Below are 18,478 nucleotides of genomic sequence, written 5' to 3'. Positions count from 1 at the left end.
GACACCACACGGTGTCCGGCCCTTCGCGATTCAGCGGGGTGTTTAGCCAGTGCAGTACTTCATTTCGAGCGCCGATCCCTGCGCCTGCTGACCGACAACGGACTGCTCGAGGATCGGGTAGCCGGCCTGCGCCGGGCAGCTGTTGATCGGAGTCTGCGTGATGCTTAGCCCGAGCCCGTCGATTAGAGAGCTCGCCACGTCCATCGGTTGGCCGGTGATATCCGGCACGAGCACAAGCCCGCTTGACACGGTGAGGTCCACGCTCTTGCCTGACTCGAGCTGAGATCCCACCTCGGGCGAGACACCAAGCACGCGGCCCTCCGCCTCGAGCGGGTTGTCCTCAGTTGTCACCACCCCAATCGTGAGCCCCAGATCTTCGATCGCCTTCGTGTAGTCGTCGAGCGACATCCGGGAGAAATCCGGGATCTTCGCGGACTCGGGGCCCGTCGAGATATAGATCGTCACCGCGTCGCCCGGGCTCAGCACAATGCCAGTCTCGGGGTCGGAAGAAATGACGTGGCCGGCGGCGGTCTTGTCACTGGTCTGTTCGACAGGCAGTGCCACAAGATCCTTCGAACGCAGCAATTCGATTGCCTCGCCGCGCTCCAGATCCACGAGCGCCGGGATCTCGCGGGAGGAATCCGGGAGGAACTGCTTGGGAGCGAGCGTGACGAGCCAGAACACGACGGCGATGATGACGGCACCGATGGTGAGGATCGCCGCCCACGTCCACATCACGGGGGGCCGGCTCTGCGTGCGCGATCCGCCGCCACCCTCGGCGAGCTGGCGCAGTGCGAGATCCGACTCGGACACCTCTTCACCACCCGAGAACAGCACGGTGTCCTGCTGCTGCAGATCCAGCTTCGGCATCGTGCCGTTCGCGGCGAGGCGCAGGGCCTCACGGAACTCCGAGGCGGACTGGAACCGCTTGGCGCGGTCCTTCGCAAGCCCATAGAGCACGACGCGGTCGAGTTCTGGGGAGACCTCGGGGTTCTGTTCGCTCGGCGGCTTCGGGCGCTCGCTGACGTGCTGGTACGCAACAGCCACAGCGCTATCACCGCGGAACGGCACCACGCCGGTGAGGAGCTCGAACAGCAGTACCGCGGTCGAGTACAGGTCAGTCCGAGCATCGATCGCCTCACCCTTTGCCTGCTCCGGAGAGAAGTAGGCGGCGGTGCCAAGGATCGCGGTAGTCTGCTGCAGCGTCGACGAGGTCTCGGACACCGCACGAGCGATGCCGAAGTCCATGACTTTGACCTGGCCGCTCTGCGTCACCATGATGTTCGCGGGTTTGATGTCGCGATGCACGATTCCGGCACGGTGCGAGTACTCGAGCGCCGTCAGCACCGAGTCGACAATGCGGCACGCCTCCGCCGACGAGAGTTTGCGCTCCGCGGTGATCTCGCGCAGGTTCCGTCCCTCGACGTACTCCATGACGATGAACGGGAGCCGCTTCGGACCGTCCGCGGTCTGGATGAGGTCGTCGCCGGCATCGAAGACGCGCACCACAGTGGGATGCGCCATCCGTGAGGCGGACTGCGCCTCCTGCCGGAACCGTGAGCGGAACTGCTCGTCACCCGCAAGATCAGCCTTCATCACCTTGATGGCGACCTGGCGTCCAAGCTTCGTATCGGTGCCGCGGTAGACGGTCGCCATGCCGCCCTGCCCGACGAACTCCCCGATGGCGTAGCGCCCGGCGAGAATGCGCTGCTCGCCGTTGTCTGCCGTATCGGGCATGGTCACCTCTTCCGTGCTCATGGGACTGTCTCCAAGTTTATCGGGATCGGGCGGGGTCAGGCGGTAGGCGGGCGGCGAGGATTAGTCGCCGGACCCCTGCTCGGGCTTTTCCGGGTCCGGCTTCGGTGCCGCGGGCGCCTTCACCGTGATCGTGGTGGCCTCTGACACCGGCGACGTGCGCGTCACGGAGGAACCGTTGCCACACGTCACGGAGTAGCTGACCGTAATGGTGCCGTCGCTTGCGCCGGCGGCGAGCTCGTTCGCGGTAACCGCCACGTTCGGTGACTGCACGGAGCCCGGACCGGTTCCGTCGCCGCCAATCGTGACGTTGTACGCCTGCAGCGTGAGTCCGGTCGGGCAGCTCGCGACGCCCCAGCTGACGTTGGAGACGCCGCCGGAGTTGACGCTGGCGGGGCTGGCCGTCGGCGCGGAGGGCTGAGTCACCTCCCCGTAGGGCACGTTGTAGGTGAGGGTAATGAGCTGGTCGAACGGCACACGGTCACCGGTGGGGTTGACCGAGGTGACGATGTTGAGCTGATCGTCGGGGGCCTGGTTGCCCGGCTGCGGCTTCACGTTCGAGAAGCCGAGGCCCTGCAGGTACCCGACGGCCTCATCGATGTTCATACCAACGAGCTGGCCGTCGTCCACCACGCCCGTGGTGACGGGCGGCGGCGTTGTAGTCGTGGGCGGCTTCGTGGTCTTTGACGGCTTGGGGGCGGAAGATGTCGGCTTCGGATCGCCCGAGTTTCCGCTCAGTATGGCGTATGCCGTGCCGCCGCCGATAAGCAGAAGTAGCGCGAGCAGCGTGATCAGCGGCCACGTCCAGGCGCTCTTCTTCTTTTTCGGAGTCTCTTCGACTTCGCCGTCAAGACCGTCTTCGCCGAGGACCGCAGTGTTTGCGGCCTGCCCGGGCAGTGCGGTCGTCCGGGGCAGCGCCGTGGTGGCGGCGTCCATGCCCGCCGTTTGCTCGGCCATGACCGTGGTTGCAGGCTCAGTCTGACCCAGTACCTGCGGCACATAGCTCGCCGCGAGCTGCACGTCGCCGCGGTGCAGTGCCGTTGCGGCCTGCGCAAGCTTTGCTGCGGTCTGCGGGCGCCCGGCAGCGTCCTTCGCGAGGCACGCGTAGACGAGGTTGCGCACGGGCTCCGGAATGTCGCTCGGCAGATCCGGCGGGGTGTCGTTGATCTGCGCCATCGCGATCGCGACCTGTGATTCGCCGGTGAACGGGCGCCGGCCCGCGAGGCACTCGTAGGCGACAACGCCGAGCGAGTAGATGTCGGTCGTCGAGGTGGCCGTGTGGCCGCTGGCCTGCTCGGGTGCGAGGTACTGCACGGTGCCCATGACCTGACCGGTCGCGGTGAGGGGAACCTGGTCGGCGATACGGGCGATCCCGAAGTCGGTGATCTTGACGCGCCCCTCAGGCGTGATCAGCAGGTTGCCCGGCTTGATGTCGCGGTGCACGAGACCAGCGTCGTGAGCGGCCTGCAGCGACGTCGCGGTCTGCGCGACGATGCCGAGCACACGGTTCGGTGGGAGCCGCCCCTCTCGCTCGATGATCGCGGAAAGCGGTTCGCCGGGAACGAGCTCCATGACGATGTATGCGGAGCCCTGTTCCTCGCCGTAGTCGAAGACGTTGGCGATGCCCTCGTGGTTGACGAGTGCGGCGTGCCGGGCCTCGGCGCGGAAGCGCTCGAGGAAGCCGGGGTCCCCCATGTACTCGTCTTTGAGGATCTTGATGGCGACGGTGCGACCGATAATGCTGTCGGTAGCGTTCCATACCTCGCCCATGCCCCCGACGGCGATCCTCGAGCTGAGCTCGTAGCGTCCGCCGAATGTGATCCCTGCTGCTGGTCTCATTCGCTCAACACCGCTTCCATTACTCGTTTTCCGACGGCCGTGGGAATGTCGTACGACGACCCCACATAACCGTATGCTTCTCCGCCACCATCTTCGACCACAACGGCGACGGCAACCTTCGGGTCGTCCACTGGAGCGAACCCTGTGTACCACAGCGTAAAGGGAAGGTCATTCCCTTCGGCGTTAGTGCCGTTCTCTGCGGTGCCCGTCTTCCCCGCGACGCGAACGCCCGGGATCGCAGACTTCTGCGCGAGCCCCTCCGTGGAGGAGACGCCCTTCTCCATCATCCCGGTCACCGCGTCAGCGGTTTTCGAAGAAATGGGCTTGCTGAACTCCGTCGGGCTCACCTGCGTCTCCACCCGGAGATCCGGGGTGATGACCTGCTCAACGAGGGTCGGCTTCATAACCGTACCGCCATTCGCGATCCCTGCGGACACCATCGCCATTTGCAGTGGGGTGGCGCGCACGTCGAGCTGCCCGATCGAGGAAAGCGCGGCCTCGGCATCACTCTCCGGAGTGGGTGCGACGCTCTGGGTGACGGGCAGCGGGATTGTCAGATCCTGCTCGAATCCAAAGGCCCGCGCCATTTCAGAAACCGCGTCCGAGTCCAGCTTCATCGCCAGTTCGGCGATGGGAATATTGCAGGAGAGGACAATCGCCTGCTCGAGGGTCGCTTTCTCATCCGGCCCGCAGGCGGTTCGAGAGGCGTTCTGCATCACGCTGGACGACTGGGGCAGAGTGAGTTGCGCGGGGTTCGGGAACGCCGAGCTCGGGCTCGCGTCGCCGTTTTCGATCGCGGCGGCCGCGACGAGCAGCTTGTACACCGAACCGGGATGGTACAGATCGCCGGCGATGGCACGGTTCTGGAGGGGCCGCGTGGGATCCTCCTCCAGCTGCTTGTAGTTGGTGATGATGTCCGCGTTGCTATTCGAGGACAGCAGATTCGGATCGAAGCTCGGAGTAGACACGAGTGCCAGGATCTTGCCGGTCTTCGGCTCGATCGCGACCACGGCACCTTCGAAGCCCTGTTCCGACATCGCGGCCGCGGCGGCCTCCTGCACGCGGGCCTGGATCGTGGTCTCGACCGAGCTCCCCTGCGGGGCGACCCCGTTGAGCGTATTCATGATGCGGGTAAAGAACTGGGCATTGCCGATACCGGAAAGCTCCTGGTTCATCGCCAATTCGAGGCCGGAGATTCCCTGTGAATGCGAGAAGTAGCCCGTGATCGGCGCGTAGAGCGGCCCGGCGGAGTACTGCCGCACGTAGCGGAACGAGTCGTCCGTCGGCGTGGAGAACGCGACGGGGTCGCCGCCCACGAGGATCGAGCCGCGCTCCACTTTGTAGCCGTTTTTCACTGTTCGGCCGTTGAGCTCGTTCGCCCGCAGTTCGTCTGCGGTCACAAACTGGATCATGGTGACCGCGAAAAAGAGCGCGATAAACATCGCGAACACGGTCCGGGTTATGAACTTCAGTTGCTTGTTCATGCGCGGATCACCAACTTCGGTCGATTGCGGACGGAGTTGGACAGCAATATCAGCAGGGCGATGATGATCCAGTTCGACACGAGCGAGGAACCACCGGCCGCGAGGAATGGTGCCGTCAACCCGGTCAGCGGGATCAGTCGGGTCACGCCACCGACCACGATGAACACCTGGAGCGCGATGGCGAAGGCAAGGCCAGCGGCGAGCAGCTTGCCGAAGTCATCCTGGCCAGCGAAGCCGATGCGCAGGCCGCGACCCACGAGGAGCAGGTACGCGGCGAGGATCACGAACAGCCCGATCAGGCCGAGTTCTTCGCCGAGACTCGGGATGATGTAGTCGCTTTGCGCGAGCGGGGTGTCGGCCGGGTAACCCTGCCCCAGCCCCGTGCCGGTCATGCCGCCATTGGCCATACCGAACAGGCCCTGCACCATCTGGTGGCTCACCCCGTAGGGGTCCGCGAAGGGGTTGAGCCAGTTTTCAAAGCGCTGGTTCACATACTCGAGAGTCTGACTCGCGACGAGACCACCGACCAGGAACAACCCGACGCCCAGGATGATCCAGCCGATCCTTCCCGTCGCGAGATACAACATCGACAGGAACAGGCCGAAGTAGAGGAGCGAGGTGCCAAGGTCGCGTTGGAAGACGAGGACGCTCATGGCGGCCAGCCAGAACACGAGCAGCGGGCCCAGGTCCCGGCCGCGCGGGAAACGGATCCCGAGCAGCTTTTTCCCGACCATCGCGAGCGAGTCGCGGTTGCGCACAAGATAGCCCGCGAAGAAGATCGCGAGCAGGATCTTTGCGATCTCGCCAGGCTGGAAGGAGAAAGAGCCGATGTGGATCCAGACCCGTGCGCCGTTGATCGTCTTGCCGATTCCCGGAAGCATGGGCATGAGCAGCAGGATCACGGCAGCGAGGCCGGTGAGGTAGGTGTAGCGGAACAACACAATGTGGTTGCGGATCAGCGCGAGCACCACGATCGCGGCAACAACCGCGACGGTGGACCACACGAGCTGCCGCACCGAATCGGCACCCCAGCCTGTGAGCTCGTTCGCGAGATCGATCCGGTAAATCATTGCCACGCCGATCACGTTCAAGAACGCGGCGATGGGCATGATCAGGGGGTCCGCATCTGGGGTGACCTTGCGGATCGTGAAGTGCAGCGCGAGCAGCGACACGATGAACAGGGCACCGGACGGGAGTAGCGTCGCCGTCACCGCCCCGTTCACGGTCAGGTCGATGATGATGACGGCCGCAACGCCCACGGCGATCGCGAACAGCAGCAGTGACAGTTCGAGGCCCATGAGCAGACGGGGGGCGCGCAGCGCGGTGATCCGCTGCAGCACAGTCTCACTCGTGCGGGTCTTCTCGAAGGTCCGGGGCTCGTCCTTCCCCGTCTGGGCGTTACTCACCATGCACCCCCAACCGGAGCACGATCTCGCGTGCCTCCTCGATGGATCCGGCCGCGAGTGTGCGCTCGACCTGGCGCTGTTCGAGCCCGTCAAGTTCGGACACTGGAATGTCGGTGTCTTCGGCGACGGAGTGCAGCTGGAAAGAGCCGATGTTCTGTTGTACGCCGCGATAGATGATTACGGTCTCACCGTCGGTGCCCACAAAGTAGCGTGTCTGCGTCCACTGATACCCGAACAGAAGCGCACCACCGATAGCGACGAGCACGGCGACCCCGCCGAACGCCCACAGGAGGCGGCGACGGCGGTTGCGGCGCCGTGTTTCGGCCATGAGTTCTGCGAGGTACTCGTCGACGCGTGGCTCGAAGTGGCTCTCCGCGATGAGCGGCGGGCGGCGCACCGGGCGGCGGCTGAGGATTCGGTTGCGCGCGGTCGACACCGCCCCGTCGCGCGGGGCCGGGGCCGTGGCCGCGGATCCCGCGAAACGGGGGTTGGGGGCCGGAAGCTCGAGGGTCTCGTTCGGGTCGCGATCCGGCGCTTCGACGGTTTCAACGAGCACCGCGGTGACGTTGTCCGGGGCGCCATGCGAGAGGCTCTTGTCGATCAGGCCGTCGATTGCACCCTGCAGCGAGGTGCGCCGCCGCATGATTTTCTCGATGTCCGGGTCGTCGACGTAGCCGCAGAGCCCGTCAGAGCAGAGCAACCAGACGTCTCCGGGGCGCGTCTCGAGCACCTGGGTGTCAACCTGCGGGGAGGAATCAACATCACCAAGTACGCGCATCAGGACAGAGCGCCGCGGGTGCACCGCGGCCTCTTCTTCTGTGATCTTGCCGCTGTCAACGAGGCGCTGCACAAAAGTGTGATCCTTGGTGACCTGACGCAGCTCGTCGTCCCGGAGCAGGTAGAGGCGGGAATCGCCGATATGGGCGAGGGCCAGCTTGTCGCCGACCGTGATGAAACCGGTGAACGTGGTGCCCATGCCGGCCAGCTCGGGTCGGTCGAGCACGGTAGCGCGGAGCTTCGCGTTGGTCTCCAGGACCGCGGTGCGCAGTGTATTTGTTGTCGCCTCGGGGCTGCCGAGCGGCGCGACATCGAACGCGGCCATCTCCTTGGCGGCGATTGCGGAGGCGACATCGCCGCCCGCGTGTCCGCCCATGCCATCGGCAACGAGGAACAGGTGATCCCCGGCGTACCCGGAATCCTGGTTGTTCGAGCGCACCATTCCGACGTGGGAACCGATGGCGCTCTCATACGCAACCGTCACGCTTATGGCCTCAACTCAAACGTCGTCGTGCCGATCGTGACCGGCGTGTAGAGCGGGACGATGACCGGCTTGGTGACACGCTCCCCGCCCAGCTTCGTGCCGTTCGTGGAGTCGAGATCCGTGAGGAGCCACTGATCGCCAGAGCGGGAAAGTCGCGCGTGATAGGTCGAGGTGTACTCATCCACGATCACGAGCGTGGAATCTCCGCTGCGCCCGATCGTGACAAAGTCCTCGTCGAGTGGGATCGTGGTGCCCGTGGCGACGCCGGAGATGATCGCGAGCGTTCCGGCCGGTCCGCCCGAGTGGGAGACTCCGGCAGTGGGGAGCGCCCCACCCGAGGGGGTGAGCGGGGGGACCGAGGAGGTGGGCTGACTTCCGCCCCCGGGCGGTGCCGCGGCTGCTGCCACTGGCACCGGGGTGGGGTGGGGCGCGACGACGGGGGAGCCGCCGCCGGATCCGGCGCCCGTGGCACCCTCGCCGCGCATTCGGCGCACGGGGGCCCCGAATAGATCGCTGCGGAGGGCGTAAACGATCGCGAAGATGAACAGCCACAGCAGCAGTAGAAACCCGATCCGTAGGACCAGGAGGGTGAGCTCGCTCATAGGCCTCTCCAAAAGTCCTCATCAATGCCGGGCGTGTCGCCGCCCGCCTGTCCGCCCGCCGACTGAGCTGAAGCGGGCGGCGTCGCCCGTCGTGCGCTGGGGAGGGGGAAGTTTCCGGGATCCGCTGCAGGCGGGACCTGCGCCTCGGCCGGGCGCGCAGGCGGCGCAGGGCGTGTGGGTGCAGCCGGTGCCGGGGGTGCCGGCCGGCGCTGCGCTGCGGCGTCGCGGGAGGGCACCATCTGGAACACCAGAGAGGTCTGCCCAATCGTGATCGTGATGCCCTGCACGAGGGCGGCCTCGCGGAAGCGCTGGCCGTTGATCTTTGATCCGTTCGTGGAGCCAAGATCCCGCGCGATGCCGGCGGAGCCATCCCAGATGAGCTCGAGGTGCTTGCGCGAGGCGGCGGTGTCTGAGATGCGGATCCCGCAGTCGCTGCCGCGTCCCACAGTGGTGGTGCCGCGGGGGAGTTCGTGCCGTGTGCCGTCGACGTCAATGGCGGCCACCCAGTCCACGGAGCCCTCGACACGCAGGGCGTCGATCTCCAACACGCCGGTTGTCAGGGATTCGTCGGCGCGGACTTCAACGTCGGGCTCGCCCAGCAGCTGATAGCTCTGTCGCTTCGCGTGCTTCAGCACCACTCCCCGCAGCTCCTGCTCGAGTGCGGTGCCCAAGTTCTGCAGCCGCTCAGCGTCCTTCGTGGACACGCGCACGGTGAAGCGGTTCGGGGCCAACACGCGGTCCCGGTCCACAATCACCGCGCCAATATCGAGCTCCCGTTTGAGCGCCGAAGCGATCTCCACCGGTTGCACGCCGGAGCGGAAGGTGCGAGCGAATGCGCCGTTGACGGCGCGTTCGAGCCCGCGCTCTACGCTGTCGAGAATGCCCACGAGTTGGTGACGCCCTTTCGGTTTGCACCGCGAATCCGCGATGACGGTTCGTTTCAGTTTAGCCCGCTTTGGTGTGAGGGGCATGGTGCTGCTAAGGTTGTGGAGTTGGCAGGGCGGAAACGCTCAGCTCGACAACTCGCGCGAGTGGCGGAATGGCAGACGCGCTGGCTTCAGGTGCCAGTGCCCGCAAGGGCGTGGGGGTTCAAGTCCCCCCTCGCGCACGCGAATGAAATGGCCCCTGACCTGGGATTTAGTTCTCCAGGTTGGGGGTCGTCTTCGTCGGAAGTGCTAGAAAAAGTGCTAAGCGTGGCCGAGATGGGCAGCGAAGCGGGTCACGGCCGACCGCTGCATGGTCGGGGTGACGTGGGAGTAGATGTTCATCGTCGTCGTGATCGTTGAGTGCCCAAGGCGCTCTTGGACGACCTTGGGATGCTCGCCGAGTTCGAGCAGCAGGGTCGCGTGGGTGTGACGCAGCCCCTTGATCGTGACCCGGTGCATGGTGTCGTTCTTCGTGGTGAGCCAGTTCATGCGGCGATCCCAGCGGCTCGTCATCGCGTCGGGTGAGCGCAGCTTCCCGTCGTCGTCGCCGAAGATGTAGGCGTCGGCCTTGGCAAGCTCGAATGCCAGTTCCGCGCGGGCGACCTTGTAGGAGGCGAGCACTTTCAGGGTGTCCTCGTCTACGTCGATCACGCGCGCGTTGCCGGTCTTCGGGGGCTTGGTCTTCGTCCAGTCGTCGGTATCGACCGCGCGGCGGATGCTGACGCGCATCGCCTTGGTGTTGAGGTCGCTCCACTTCAAGGCGAGGGCTTCGCTTCTGCGCATGCCGGTGTAGGCGATGAGCCGCCACAGCGGAAACAGCTCGTCTTCCAACTCGTCGCGGTTCCAGGTGAGGAACGTCTGCAACTGCTCGGCTGTCCAAGTGACGATTTCAGGTTTCTGCGCCCGCACCTCGCTCGTGGTCGGAGGCTTGACGGTGCGCTTCTTCTTCGACGGGTTCACCGTCAAGTGCCCCTCGTCCATCGCCGCATCGAGGATCGCACCCAACACGACATGCACCTTGTGAACCGAGTTCGCAGAGAGCGGTTTGCCCTTGCCGTAGGTGTCCTTGCGGCCCGACTTCTCCAAGTCGCGATAGTGGCGGGCGATCCTGGTGGCGGTGAGCTTGTCGAGCCGGATCGTGCCGAGCTGCGGGCGGATGTGGTTGCGGATGATCTTCTTGTACCCCTTGATCGTGGAGGCCGCGAGCTTCAACCCTGCCGCCCACTCGTCGGCGTAGACGCCGAGTGTGGGTACCTTGTTGCCGAACTTCTCGTTCTGCTTGCGCTGCTTCAACGCCTCCTGCAAGGCGTCGTTCGCTTCGTCGGTGCTGGTGAACCCGGAGCGGGTGAGCCTGCGCGATCCCATCTCGGGGTACTCGGGGTCTTTCAGGACGTAGATCTGGAACCGCCACCGTCTGCCCTTGTCGGTGTCGTAGGCCTGGATCGAGCCGGGCTGCCGGGAGCGCGAACGCCGCTGCTGCTTCTCACCCCCGCCGCTGTGCTCGGGCTGCTTCGTGGTCATGACAGGGTGCTCCTTGCGGTGGTCTGTCCGGGCTGGTGGGTGTCGGCGTAGTTCTCGGTGTAGTCCTTGGCGTTGAACACGCGCCCGGTCGGGTCGATCTGCACGCCCCGCTCGCGGATCACCTGCTCGCGCGCCCTGGCGGTCTGTAGCCGCTCGGTGTAGGCGGCGATGGTCTTGGGGTTCGCTCGCGGCTTCTCGGGGTCGTCCGGGTCGGGAGCGGTCATGCCCGCGAGCGTGGTTTCGAGGTAGTGGATGCGGTCGGTGCAGATCACCCATTCCTGCTGCCAGTAGTTGAACAGCCCCTCATCGGTGAGCACGAGTTCCCCGCGCATCCACCTGTCGATCTCTTCCGGCTCGTACCCCTCCGGTACGCCCGTGAGCGTTGTCTGCTCGTCCGGGGGCGTCAAGAGCGCGGCCGGGGTGGTGCGCAGCAGATGGGCGATCACGGTCAGGTCGTCCACGTCCACGCGGCGATCCCCGGCCTCCAACTTGCTGATGCCCGAGGTGGAGAGCTTGCGCCCGGCCGCTTTCAGGCCCTCGGACATGGTGCGCAAGTCCATGCCGATCGCTTGGCGAGCCGCGCGGATGTTCTGCGCGACGTGCGCGTTCGTGGTCCCTGCGGGGTTGCCCCGCACTCTTTCTCTTTCCATAGTAGAAATCTACAGTGCGATACTTGACAACGCAAGTGTGATTCTCTACGGTGTAAAGAACCACATTTCTCGGCGCTGACACGAACGGACGGTGTGATGATGCGGCAGAGCACCCTCGACATGGACGACCTCCGCAAGCGGCGCAGCCTCGTCATCACCCGCAAGGAAGCCGCCGAAGCCCTCGGCGTCGATCCCCGCACGATCACCACGAGCATCAACGAGGGCACCATCCCGCACGTCAAGCTCGGGCGGCGCATCGTGATCCCGCGAGAGAAGTTCCTCGCACTCTTCACCAGCGCCCCGAGCGAGAGCAGCGAGTCCTGATGCTCCATCGCCCGTTGTGCCGAATCGGCACCCCCGTGCCCTGCTTCCATGTGAATGTCGGCCAAGCGCCGTAAACTAGCCCAAGAACGCCGACCACAAGGAGGCACCCGCATGGCTACGAAGACTCGCGTATCCGAGGCGCACGTTCAGCGCGTCCTCGCGGAAGTGCAGGCCGGGCAGCAGACCGCTGGAGAGGCAATGTCGCCCGAGGGCCTGGAACTGCTGGCGCGGCAGGTGCGGGGCGAGGTCACCGCTGACGAGGCTGTGGCCGAGGTGATCGCACGGGCCGAGGCTCGTTTCGCTCCTGCGCGGTAGCTCGCGCTCATGCCGGATCACTACACCTATCCGGGCTCTGATGTTCTGGTCAACAAGCTCGGCATCACGGACTATGAGCACTGGAAGTTCGTGGAAACCGAGGTCATCGGCCAGCGCATGGGTGAACTCCGCGAACACCCGATCCCCGGCAGCTACGACCTCCCTCATCTGCTCGCGATCCATCGGCACCTGACCCGCGACCTGTACGACTGGGCGGGCGAGATCAGAGATACCGACACCCACCCCGGCGGCACCGGCATCATCCACTGCCGCCCGCAGTTCATCGTCGGCGAGGCCGAGCGCGTCTTCGGACAGCTCGCCGCCCGCGACCACCTGCGCGGCCTCGACGCCGATGCGTTCTCCGACGGGCTCGCCTGGGTGTGGGGCGAGACGACCTCGATCCACGCGACCCGCGACGTGAACACAAGAAGCCAGCACGTCTTCTTCAACCAACTCGCCCGCAATGCCGGATGGGTGATCGACTGGTCGCAGATTCCCGGCGACGTGTTCGCCCACGCCCGCACCCTCGCCATCGTTCAAGACCACTCAGGCCTGGACGCGCTGCTCCGCCCAAACCTCGTCACCGTCCAGGACGCCGAACAGCACGACCGGCTGATGGGGCTGCTGGACGAGCACGCCCAGGGTTTCACGACACGTCAGAGCACCCGCGACCCTGCCCTGCTCGACCACGAGCTGGACGCCGCCCGCGAACACCGCCGCACCCTGCCTCCGCCAGATGCGTTCGGACACGACGACTCGCCTGGCAGCGGGCGTAGCGGCCCGAGCCTCGGACGGTAGCCGAGGGCAAGGGCGCGACAAGCCCGCGGCAGCCCGACCGTGCTGGCTTACAAGCCGCGCGCCGGGCCGTCTTGTCGAGGTGCACTGCGATGCTGCTGGTCGAAGTCATGCAGCCTGGCGCGTTCCCGCTCCACCCGCTGGGCCTCGCGTGCGGCCTGTGCTGCGCGGGTCTGCTCGATCCTCCCGACTGCCTCGGCAGGCGTGAGGGAGCGCAGCAGCTCGGCTTCCTTGCGCGCTCGCCTCGCCGTCTGCGCCGCGCTTGCGGCCTGTCGTGCAGAGTTCGTACCGAGGTACGCCTGCCGATTGCGGCTCACCGTCTCCGCACCGAACACCCGCGCGAACGCCGCGAGTCGTGCGGTCTGCGCTCGCTCTGGTCTGCTCAGCATCGCGTCGCGTGCCGCCCGGTGCTCCTGCTCGGCGTCGATCACACGCGGGTCGTTCTCGATCCGGGGCCGGGTGACTCGCTCCACCCAGGCGTCGGCACGTTCGTTCCACTTCGGCGGCTCACCCCACTCGTTCGTCAACTGCTGGCGCGCTTCGCGGGTTCGGGCCTGGGCGTTCTCGTGCTCGTCGCGGGCGCGGCGCTTCCCGAACCATGACACCGCCCGCACCTGCTCGCCTGCCGCCTGCTCGGCGGCGTCGGCCTGCTCCCACTCGGTGAGTGCCGCTCTCGCCGCGGAGACGAGGGGCGCGGTCACCTCGGCGCGCACCTGCTCGGAACGCTGCCGCGCGGTCTGCTCGGTGGCGCGTGCGTTCTCGCGTAGTGCCGTCTCGCGGTCGCTGAGGTCGGCAAGGGCGGCGCTGACCTGTTGCCAGCGTGCCGCCTGCGCCTCAGCCGTTGCCGCACGCTTGTCGAGCGCCGCTATCTCGTCGCTCACGAACCGCACGGGGCCGTTCTCGACCAACCCGGCCACTTCCTCGACGGCTCGGCGGGTAGCGTCGGCAAGTCCGCGGTCGGCGCGGTCGCGCTCCATCGCCTCGATGAACTGCGCCCTGGCGTCGGTCAGGTTCCCGGCGACGACATGCAGCACGTTCGACTCTCGCCCGCGGGTCATGCCGACGTACACACCTGCGGCACTGGTGGCATCGGTGAGGATCGTGTGCGACCCCGCGACGGTTGCGCCCTGCACCCCGTAGGCGGTCACCGCATACGACAGGTGCGCGTGCTCGGCCACATACTCAGCGGGGAGCCTGACGGTGCGCTGCCGCTTCCGCCCGCTCCCGGCCTCGCGCACGGAGACCGCGCCGTCGTCCTCGACGCGCTGCACGACCCATTGCTGCCGATTCGCCACCCCCACATCGGCGTTGTTCTTCCGCGTCTGAATCACATCCCCGGCCCCGATAGGCAGGCCGTCGTTCCCGTACACGGTCGTCGTGTCGTCGACGACACCTTGCGAGACTCGCTCCTCGCGGATGCGGGCGTTGATAGTACGGGCCTCATCGTTCGTGCTGACGGTGACGGCCTCGCCATCCTGCCGCTCCTGGGCGATATGCTCGCGCGCCTCGTCGCCGCTCTCGTGCAGACGGATCAGCCCGAGGCTGGCGAGCTGGTCGAACACCTCGCCGGGGTCGCGTCCGTCGCGCATCCGTAGCGTGACCTCGGCGTAGGCGGGGTCGGTGAAGCGGTGCACCTCGGCCATATCGAACGTGCGCCCCCGAATGTGCGCGGCCATATCGAGCACCCCGCCACGACCAACTGCGGCGAGCTGCGCGCGATCCCCGACCAGTGCGACCGTCGCGCCCGCCTCGGCGGTGACGGTCAGGAGGGCGATTGCGGTGTCTTGGTCGAGCATCCCGGCCTCGTCCACGATCACCCGCTCACCCCGCGCGAGCCGTGCGTCCTTGGACGGGCCGCGATAGGTGCGCCCCGTCTCCGAGTCGGTGTCGCCCGGTACGAGGCGCGTCCATACGCCGTCGCTGTTCCACCGCCACCCGTGGGCATGCACGAGCGCCGCAACACTGGTCGCGGGCACCCCGAGTTCATCGTGCGCGACCTGAGCGGCGCGCAACGTCGGCGCAACCACCCGCGACGCCCGCCCATGCTGCGCCGCGACCTCGATTGCGACGCCGAGCATGGTGGTCTTGCCCGCCCCGGCTGCGCCCTCCACGATCACGAGCGGATCACTCGATGCGACCGCTGCGGCGGCGCGCTCCTGCCCCGCATCGAGACCCCGCGCCCTTGCCGCGTCGCGCACGTCCGGGTGCCTCGGCTCCCGCTTCGGCACTCGTGCGGTCAGGATGTCGCGCAGTTCCGTCTCGGCCTGCACCACCCTGAGCGACGTGAGGTGCGCCACATGCTCCGGCGTCGGTGCGCCGTGCGGGAGGATCGAGAGGCAATCCTCCATCGCCAGGGCGGTTGCGATGCGCAGGAACTCGCGTATCTCTTCGGGTGCTGCTTGCACGCCGTACTCGGTCATGATCCGGGTCGCGTGCTCCTGCACCGTGTGCCGCGTCCACGCCGAACCCCCTGCCGCGCAGCGATCCAGCGCCCTGCTTGCGACGGTCTGCACGGAGAGGTCATCCAGCGACGCCGGCACACGACGCACAGGCCGGCGCAAGGTCTCGGGGTCGTAGCCGGCGTCGCGTAGCTCGGTCACCCAGGCGTGTTCTTCGCGGAGGGTGGTGGGCTTCTTCGCTGGCCGCTCATACGCCCACGCTTTCGCCGCGAGCCGGGCGGAGACGACCGGCCCCATCGCCTCGCCCGGATGCGCCGCCTCCCACTCCGCTTCGAGCCGTTCGAGATGCTTGCGTACTTGCTCGCCCCGCTTGCTCATCACACCGTTGAACCGCTCGATCTCGACCACCTCGCCCGATACCGGATCGAGGGTGAGGCCGTGCCGATCCAGCACCTCCGCAAGCTCCGGGTGCGCGGCGATGACGGCGGTGCCGAGGGCGCGGATCGCGCCTTGCTGCTTGAACAGCGCCGCCGTGTCCAGCGCCCGCCACTTCCCTGCCGCCCATACTCGTGTGCCGATCTGGAAGTGGATATGCCGGTGCGGATCACCCGCCCGACTGCTGCGGTGCGACACCGCTACCGCCTGCAACTGCTCGACGGGCACAACCTCCTGCTTGCCGCGCGGCCCGACACGGGTCACAGAGTGCTGTGCGAGCCACCGTTGAATCTCGCCCACGGCGTCCTGCTGCGCCAGTTCGAAAGCATCAGAGACTTCGGGGTGGAGCGCGGCGGCGATCGAGAGCGACTTCGGGGCGTTCACCACCATCTCCGCAAACCTGGGCGAGCCCTGCCGCCCTTCCCCCGGCAATCGTGGCTTGCCCATCGACTCACCCGTGACCGGGTTCGTCCAGTCCACCCAGCCCGCGTACACCTCTGGTTCCAGTCCGAGTGTGGCGGTCACGTTCCCGGCACCGTCGAGCGCGGTGAACTCCGCCACGGAAGTCTCTGCGCCGAGGTAGTAGTCATCGGCGCGGGAACGGTCGGCCTCGACATAGCGGCGCGCATCGGCCCCGGTTCCCCGGAACAGGATCACCCCGCCGCGCATATGAATCACCGCCTGATGTTTCTTGTATAGAAACTGATGTATCTACCACGGTAGCATACGTCCATTCGGAAGAGAGCGTGAGAGCTCTGTGAGGTCCAGAGAGCGGGACGATCGGAGGATCGGTCCGTAGCGTCGAGATGGAAGCAGGATCGGATGGTGCGGGCTTGGTGAGGATGACGAGGAGACGGCGGGCGGGGATCGCGGCCGTGGCCGGGCCGGTGACCGCGATGGATCTGACGGGCTGTGTCCCGTTCGCGTGCCCGGTGAGCGGGCCGCGCGAACACCATCGTCATCCAGCTCGACGGTGACACCTCGGCCGTCGATCAGGTGCAGATCTGCACCGACGAGGGCTGCGCCCCGACTGAGGACGTGGACATGGCGGGGCCGCTCGGGTTCGCCTCGGTCGAAGGTCAGGACGGGGACTCGTGGACGTTCTCGGTCGGCATGACGCGGCTGGAGCGCTTCACGGTGCGTACGCTCACCCGCGACGGCACCTTGCATTTCCGAGGCGGAGATCACGGCGGAGTGGGTGAGTGTCGGCAGTAGCGAGCAGTGCGGTGACCCAGGGGAGGTGACCGTCACTGTGCAGCCCTGAGCGCGGCGACCCGTGGGGAGGTAAACGTACCTACGTCTTGAGAGACGAAATGAGGTACCGAGCACCTCCGCGGTTCGGCTTTGGGGTTCCGGAACTCGACGAACTACATCACCCGATCGCTACTCGAAACCGGCGGGTTCAGGAAGCACCTACGCCCTCATCTGCGATGAGCCGGTTCACTCCGAAATAGCAAAACCCCTGATCCGTCGGTGCCGCCACCGTGGCGGGACCGTTGGATCAGTCTGAGGTTGTCGCTTCGGGGAGTCTGAGTCCTTCATATGGGGCTGCGCGCTGGATGAACTCGTCGCGGTCGCCCTTGCTGATGGTGGTGATGACATAGAGCAGCGAGACACCGGTCACTAGCTCGTCGTCACTGTCGCTGGTTGCGTGTTCAGGGTTGAGTGTGTCGTCCTGGACCATGATGTCGAACGACTCTGTCCCGCGATAGAAGCCTCCGAATCGCATCCACTCTGGGTACTCCTCGATGTACGTTTCGTTCCTCTCCTCAGAGATCTCGTACTTTTGTGTGATTGTTCGCACCGTGTCGATCACGTCGTCCCATTGCTCGACAGGGATACGGATTTCTGCTCCGTAGCTGGCGGAGTTGTAGGTGGTGAGCAGCGAGGTGCCACCGTACCCGTTGCCTTCTTCAGGGAACCATCCGCCTTCGTTCGATGTGGTCCATTCGGTGATCCCGTATTCGGCTTCGAGGGCATCCTTCACTTCGCTGATGAGTTGGTTCGCGCGAGCTTCCACCTCTTCGGCCATGGGCAAGGCGAGCACGTCGCTTGCGGGGATGCCCGCGTTGGCGGGGTAGTCGACCCAGTCGATCGTGACCGTGTTTCCATCGGCGTCTGTCGTGGTGGTCGTTGCGGGCTGGGTGCATCCGGCAAGCAGCAGCGTCGCTAGCACGCCTGCCGCCAGCGGCACCAAAATGCGTTTCCGTGCGTTGTGTTTCATGATTCTTCTCTCACCCAGGTATTGTCTTCGCCGTCGTCGTGTAGCGCCCACCTGATGGGTTCGTCTACGTATCTGACGCGGGGCGTGAACCAGTAGGTTTCGTCCGGCCCCCACCCGGCGATCACACTCGCCGTTTCGTTATCGACCGGGATCGCCGTGCTTGCGGCAGACGGGTACGTCAGCGTGCACAGGTGCACGGCGTCGTAGTGCTCTGCGACTTTCGCCCAGTCCGGGATCACCCAACTCCCGTCTCGGCCGGTGGTGCGATACCAGTCGTGCCGCTTCTGTGCGGTCACCTCGATCGGGAACCGGCGGCACAACGATGCCCAGGCTTCTGCGGTGTCGATCTCGAAGATGCGCAACCCCGCAGGTATCCCGACCCGTCTCGTGGTCGCGTGTTCCCACCCGAGAGTATCTTCCACGAACCACAGCCCAGCAGGAGCACCGTCAGGCAGTGCGCGGGTTGATGAGGGCAGTTCCCACGGTGGTCTCGACCACCAGCTCCCGCTCCAACTCGCCGCCGGGTCGGTAGGACGTTCACG

At 66.1% G+C, this 18,478-nt stretch carries 16 protein-coding genes and 1 tRNA gene; 5 read left to right on the top strand and 12 right to left on the bottom strand.

Annotated features, from left to right (window positions below):
* Nucleotides 1–42: 42 nt before the first annotated feature.
* The 7 genes from pknB to FM113_RS12490 are packed head-to-tail and all read right to left on the bottom strand — an operon-like array spanning nucleotide 43 to nucleotide 9,234.
* Complete coding sequence (pknB, locus tag FM113_RS12520) at nucleotides 43–1,758, bottom strand: Stk1 family PASTA domain-containing Ser/Thr kinase (RefSeq protein WP_087015151.1); 1,716 nt, start codon at nucleotides 1,756–1,758, stop codon at nucleotides 43–45.
* A 60-nt stretch (nucleotides 1,759–1,818) separates the two neighbouring features.
* Nucleotides 1,819–3,594: a serine/threonine-protein kinase gene (locus tag FM113_RS12515; RefSeq protein ID WP_087015150.1), complete on the bottom strand. Its 1,776-nt coding sequence runs from the start codon at nucleotides 3,592–3,594 to the stop codon at nucleotides 1,819–1,821.
* Complete coding sequence (locus FM113_RS12510; RefSeq protein ID WP_087015149.1) at nucleotides 3,591–5,078, bottom strand: penicillin-binding protein 2; 1,488 nt, start codon at nucleotides 5,076–5,078, stop codon at nucleotides 3,591–3,593. Before FM113_RS12510 ends, FM113_RS12515 begins: the two co-directional genes overlap by 4 nt.
* A complete protein-coding gene (locus FM113_RS12505; RefSeq protein ID WP_254909000.1) occupies nucleotides 5,075–6,484 on the bottom strand; it encodes an FtsW/RodA/SpoVE family cell cycle protein in 1,410 nt (469 codons plus the stop codon). Before FM113_RS12505 ends, FM113_RS12510 begins: the two co-directional genes overlap by 4 nt.
* A complete protein-coding gene (locus tag FM113_RS12500; RefSeq protein ID WP_176387214.1) occupies nucleotides 6,477–7,745 on the bottom strand; it encodes a PP2C family serine/threonine-protein phosphatase in 1,269 nt (422 codons plus the stop codon). The genes FM113_RS12505 and FM113_RS12500 overlap by 8 nt, the downstream gene beginning before the upstream one ends.
* 2 nt (nucleotides 7,746–7,747) lie before the next feature.
* Complete coding sequence (locus tag FM113_RS12495; RefSeq protein ID WP_087015147.1) at nucleotides 7,748–8,347, bottom strand: FHA domain-containing protein; 600 nt, start codon at nucleotides 8,345–8,347, stop codon at nucleotides 7,748–7,750.
* On the bottom strand, nucleotides 8,344–9,234 hold the full coding sequence (locus FM113_RS12490) for a DUF3662 and FHA domain-containing protein (protein WP_087015146.1): 891 nt from the start codon (nucleotides 9,232–9,234) through the stop codon (nucleotides 8,344–8,346). Before FM113_RS12490 ends, FM113_RS12495 begins: the two co-directional genes overlap by 4 nt.
* Nucleotides 9,235–9,372: 138 nt before the next feature.
* Between FM113_RS12490 and FM113_RS12485 the strand changes: the two genes are divergently transcribed.
* A tRNA-Leu gene (locus FM113_RS12485) sits at nucleotides 9,373–9,455 on the top strand.
* Between the two features lie 79 nt (nucleotides 9,456–9,534).
* Here the strand turns inward: FM113_RS12485 and FM113_RS12480 are convergent.
* Both FM113_RS12480 and FM113_RS18205 read right to left on the bottom strand, forming a co-directional pair.
* Nucleotides 9,535–10,794 (bottom strand): tyrosine-type recombinase/integrase, encoded by a 1,260-nt coding sequence (locus FM113_RS12480; RefSeq protein ID WP_176387213.1) that lies wholly within the window; start codon nucleotides 10,792–10,794, stop codon nucleotides 9,535–9,537.
* Nucleotides 10,791–11,444: a helix-turn-helix domain-containing protein gene (locus FM113_RS18205; protein WP_176387212.1), complete on the bottom strand. Its 654-nt coding sequence runs from the start codon at nucleotides 11,442–11,444 to the stop codon at nucleotides 10,791–10,793. The genes FM113_RS12480 and FM113_RS18205 overlap by 4 nt, the downstream gene beginning before the upstream one ends.
* A 96-nt stretch (nucleotides 11,445–11,540) precedes the next feature.
* On the opposite strand from FM113_RS18205, the gene FM113_RS12470 reads away from it, so the two are divergent.
* From FM113_RS12470 to FM113_RS12460, 3 genes are all read left to right on the top strand, one after another.
* Entirely contained in the window at nucleotides 11,541–11,768 is a 228-nt protein-coding gene (locus FM113_RS12470; protein WP_217896010.1) for a helix-turn-helix domain-containing protein, read from the top strand.
* Nucleotides 11,769–11,879: 111 nt separating this feature from the next.
* Nucleotides 11,880–12,083, top strand: a complete 204-nt coding sequence (locus tag FM113_RS12465; RefSeq protein WP_087015143.1) for a hypothetical protein — start codon at nucleotides 11,880–11,882, stop codon at nucleotides 12,081–12,083.
* Between the two features lie 9 nt (nucleotides 12,084–12,092).
* Complete coding sequence (locus FM113_RS12460) at nucleotides 12,093–12,881, top strand: Fic family protein (protein WP_087015142.1); 789 nt, start codon at nucleotides 12,093–12,095, stop codon at nucleotides 12,879–12,881.
* 47 nt (nucleotides 12,882–12,928) lie between these two features.
* Here FM113_RS12460 and mobF read toward each other — a convergent pair whose 3' ends face one another.
* The gene (gene mobF, locus FM113_RS12455) at nucleotides 12,929–16,381 is read right to left on the bottom strand and encodes a MobF family relaxase (RefSeq protein WP_087015141.1); all 3,453 of its coding nucleotides are present in this window, start codon (nucleotides 16,379–16,381) and stop codon (nucleotides 12,929–12,931) included.
* 375 nt (nucleotides 16,382–16,756) lie between these two features.
* Between mobF and FM113_RS18200 the strand changes: the two genes are divergently transcribed.
* Nucleotides 16,757–16,927, top strand: coding sequence for a hypothetical protein (locus FM113_RS18200; protein ID WP_176387211.1), 171 nt, complete (start codon nucleotides 16,757–16,759; stop codon nucleotides 16,925–16,927).
* 286 nt (nucleotides 16,928–17,213) lie between these two features.
* Here FM113_RS18200 and FM113_RS12445 read toward each other — a convergent pair whose 3' ends face one another.
* Together FM113_RS12445 and FM113_RS18290 are read right to left on the bottom strand one after the other, a co-directional pair.
* A complete protein-coding gene (locus FM113_RS12445; RefSeq protein ID WP_087015139.1) occupies nucleotides 17,214–17,936 on the bottom strand; it encodes an LppA family lipoprotein in 723 nt (240 codons plus the stop codon).
* Nucleotides 17,933–18,358 (bottom strand): hypothetical protein, encoded by a 426-nt coding sequence (locus FM113_RS18290; protein ID WP_217896009.1) that lies wholly within the window; start codon nucleotides 18,356–18,358, stop codon nucleotides 17,933–17,935. The genes FM113_RS12445 and FM113_RS18290 overlap by 4 nt, the downstream gene beginning before the upstream one ends.
* Nucleotides 18,359–18,478 lie beyond the last annotated feature (120 nt).

This window comes from Leucobacter sp. 7(1) (assembly GCF_900163635.1).
Taxonomy (GTDB): domain Bacteria; phylum Actinomycetota; class Actinomycetes; order Actinomycetales; family Microbacteriaceae; genus Leucobacter.
Note: the sequence above shows the minus strand (reverse complement) of the source record. Positions and strands in the feature narration are given on the sequence as shown.

What these genes read in the sequence shown, in the direction of transcription:
- pknB (WP_087015151.1), bottom strand. Translation starts at nt 1,758, where the DNA reads ATGAGCACGGAAGAGGTGACCATGCCCGATACGGCAGACAACGGCGAG.
- FM113_RS12515 (WP_087015150.1), bottom strand. Translation starts at nt 3,594, where the DNA reads ATGAGACCAGCAGCAGGGATCACATTCGGCGGACGCTACGAGCTCAGC.
- FM113_RS12510 (WP_087015149.1), bottom strand. Translation starts at nt 5,078, where the DNA reads ATGAACAAGCAACTGAAGTTCATAACCCGGACCGTGTTCGCGATGTTT.
- FM113_RS12495 (WP_087015147.1), bottom strand. Translation starts at nt 8,347, where the DNA reads ATGAGCGAGCTCACCCTCCTGGTCCTACGGATCGGGTTTCTACTGCTG.
- FM113_RS12480 (WP_176387213.1), bottom strand. Translation starts at nt 10,794, where the DNA reads ATGACCACGAAGCAGCCCGAGCACAGCGGCGGGGGTGAGAAGCAGCAG.
- FM113_RS18205 (WP_176387212.1), bottom strand. Translation starts at nt 11,444, where the DNA reads ATGGAAAGAGAAAGAGTGCGGGGCAACCCCGCAGGGACCACGAACGCG.
- FM113_RS12470 (WP_217896010.1), top strand. Translation starts at nt 11,541, where the DNA reads ATGATGCGGCAGAGCACCCTCGACATGGACGACCTCCGCAAGCGGCGC.
- FM113_RS12465 (WP_087015143.1), top strand. Translation starts at nt 11,880, where the DNA reads ATGGCTACGAAGACTCGCGTATCCGAGGCGCACGTTCAGCGCGTCCTC.
- FM113_RS12460 (WP_087015142.1), top strand. Translation starts at nt 12,093, where the DNA reads ATGCCGGATCACTACACCTATCCGGGCTCTGATGTTCTGGTCAACAAG.
- mobF (WP_087015141.1), bottom strand. Translation starts at nt 16,381, where the DNA reads ATGCGCGGCGGGGTGATCCTGTTCCGGGGAACCGGGGCCGATGCGCGC.
- FM113_RS18200 (WP_176387211.1), top strand. Translation starts at nt 16,757, where the DNA reads ATGGCGGGGCCGCTCGGGTTCGCCTCGGTCGAAGGTCAGGACGGGGAC.
- FM113_RS12445 (WP_087015139.1), bottom strand. Translation starts at nt 17,936, where the DNA reads ATGAAACACAACGCACGGAAACGCATTTTGGTGCCGCTGGCGGCAGGC.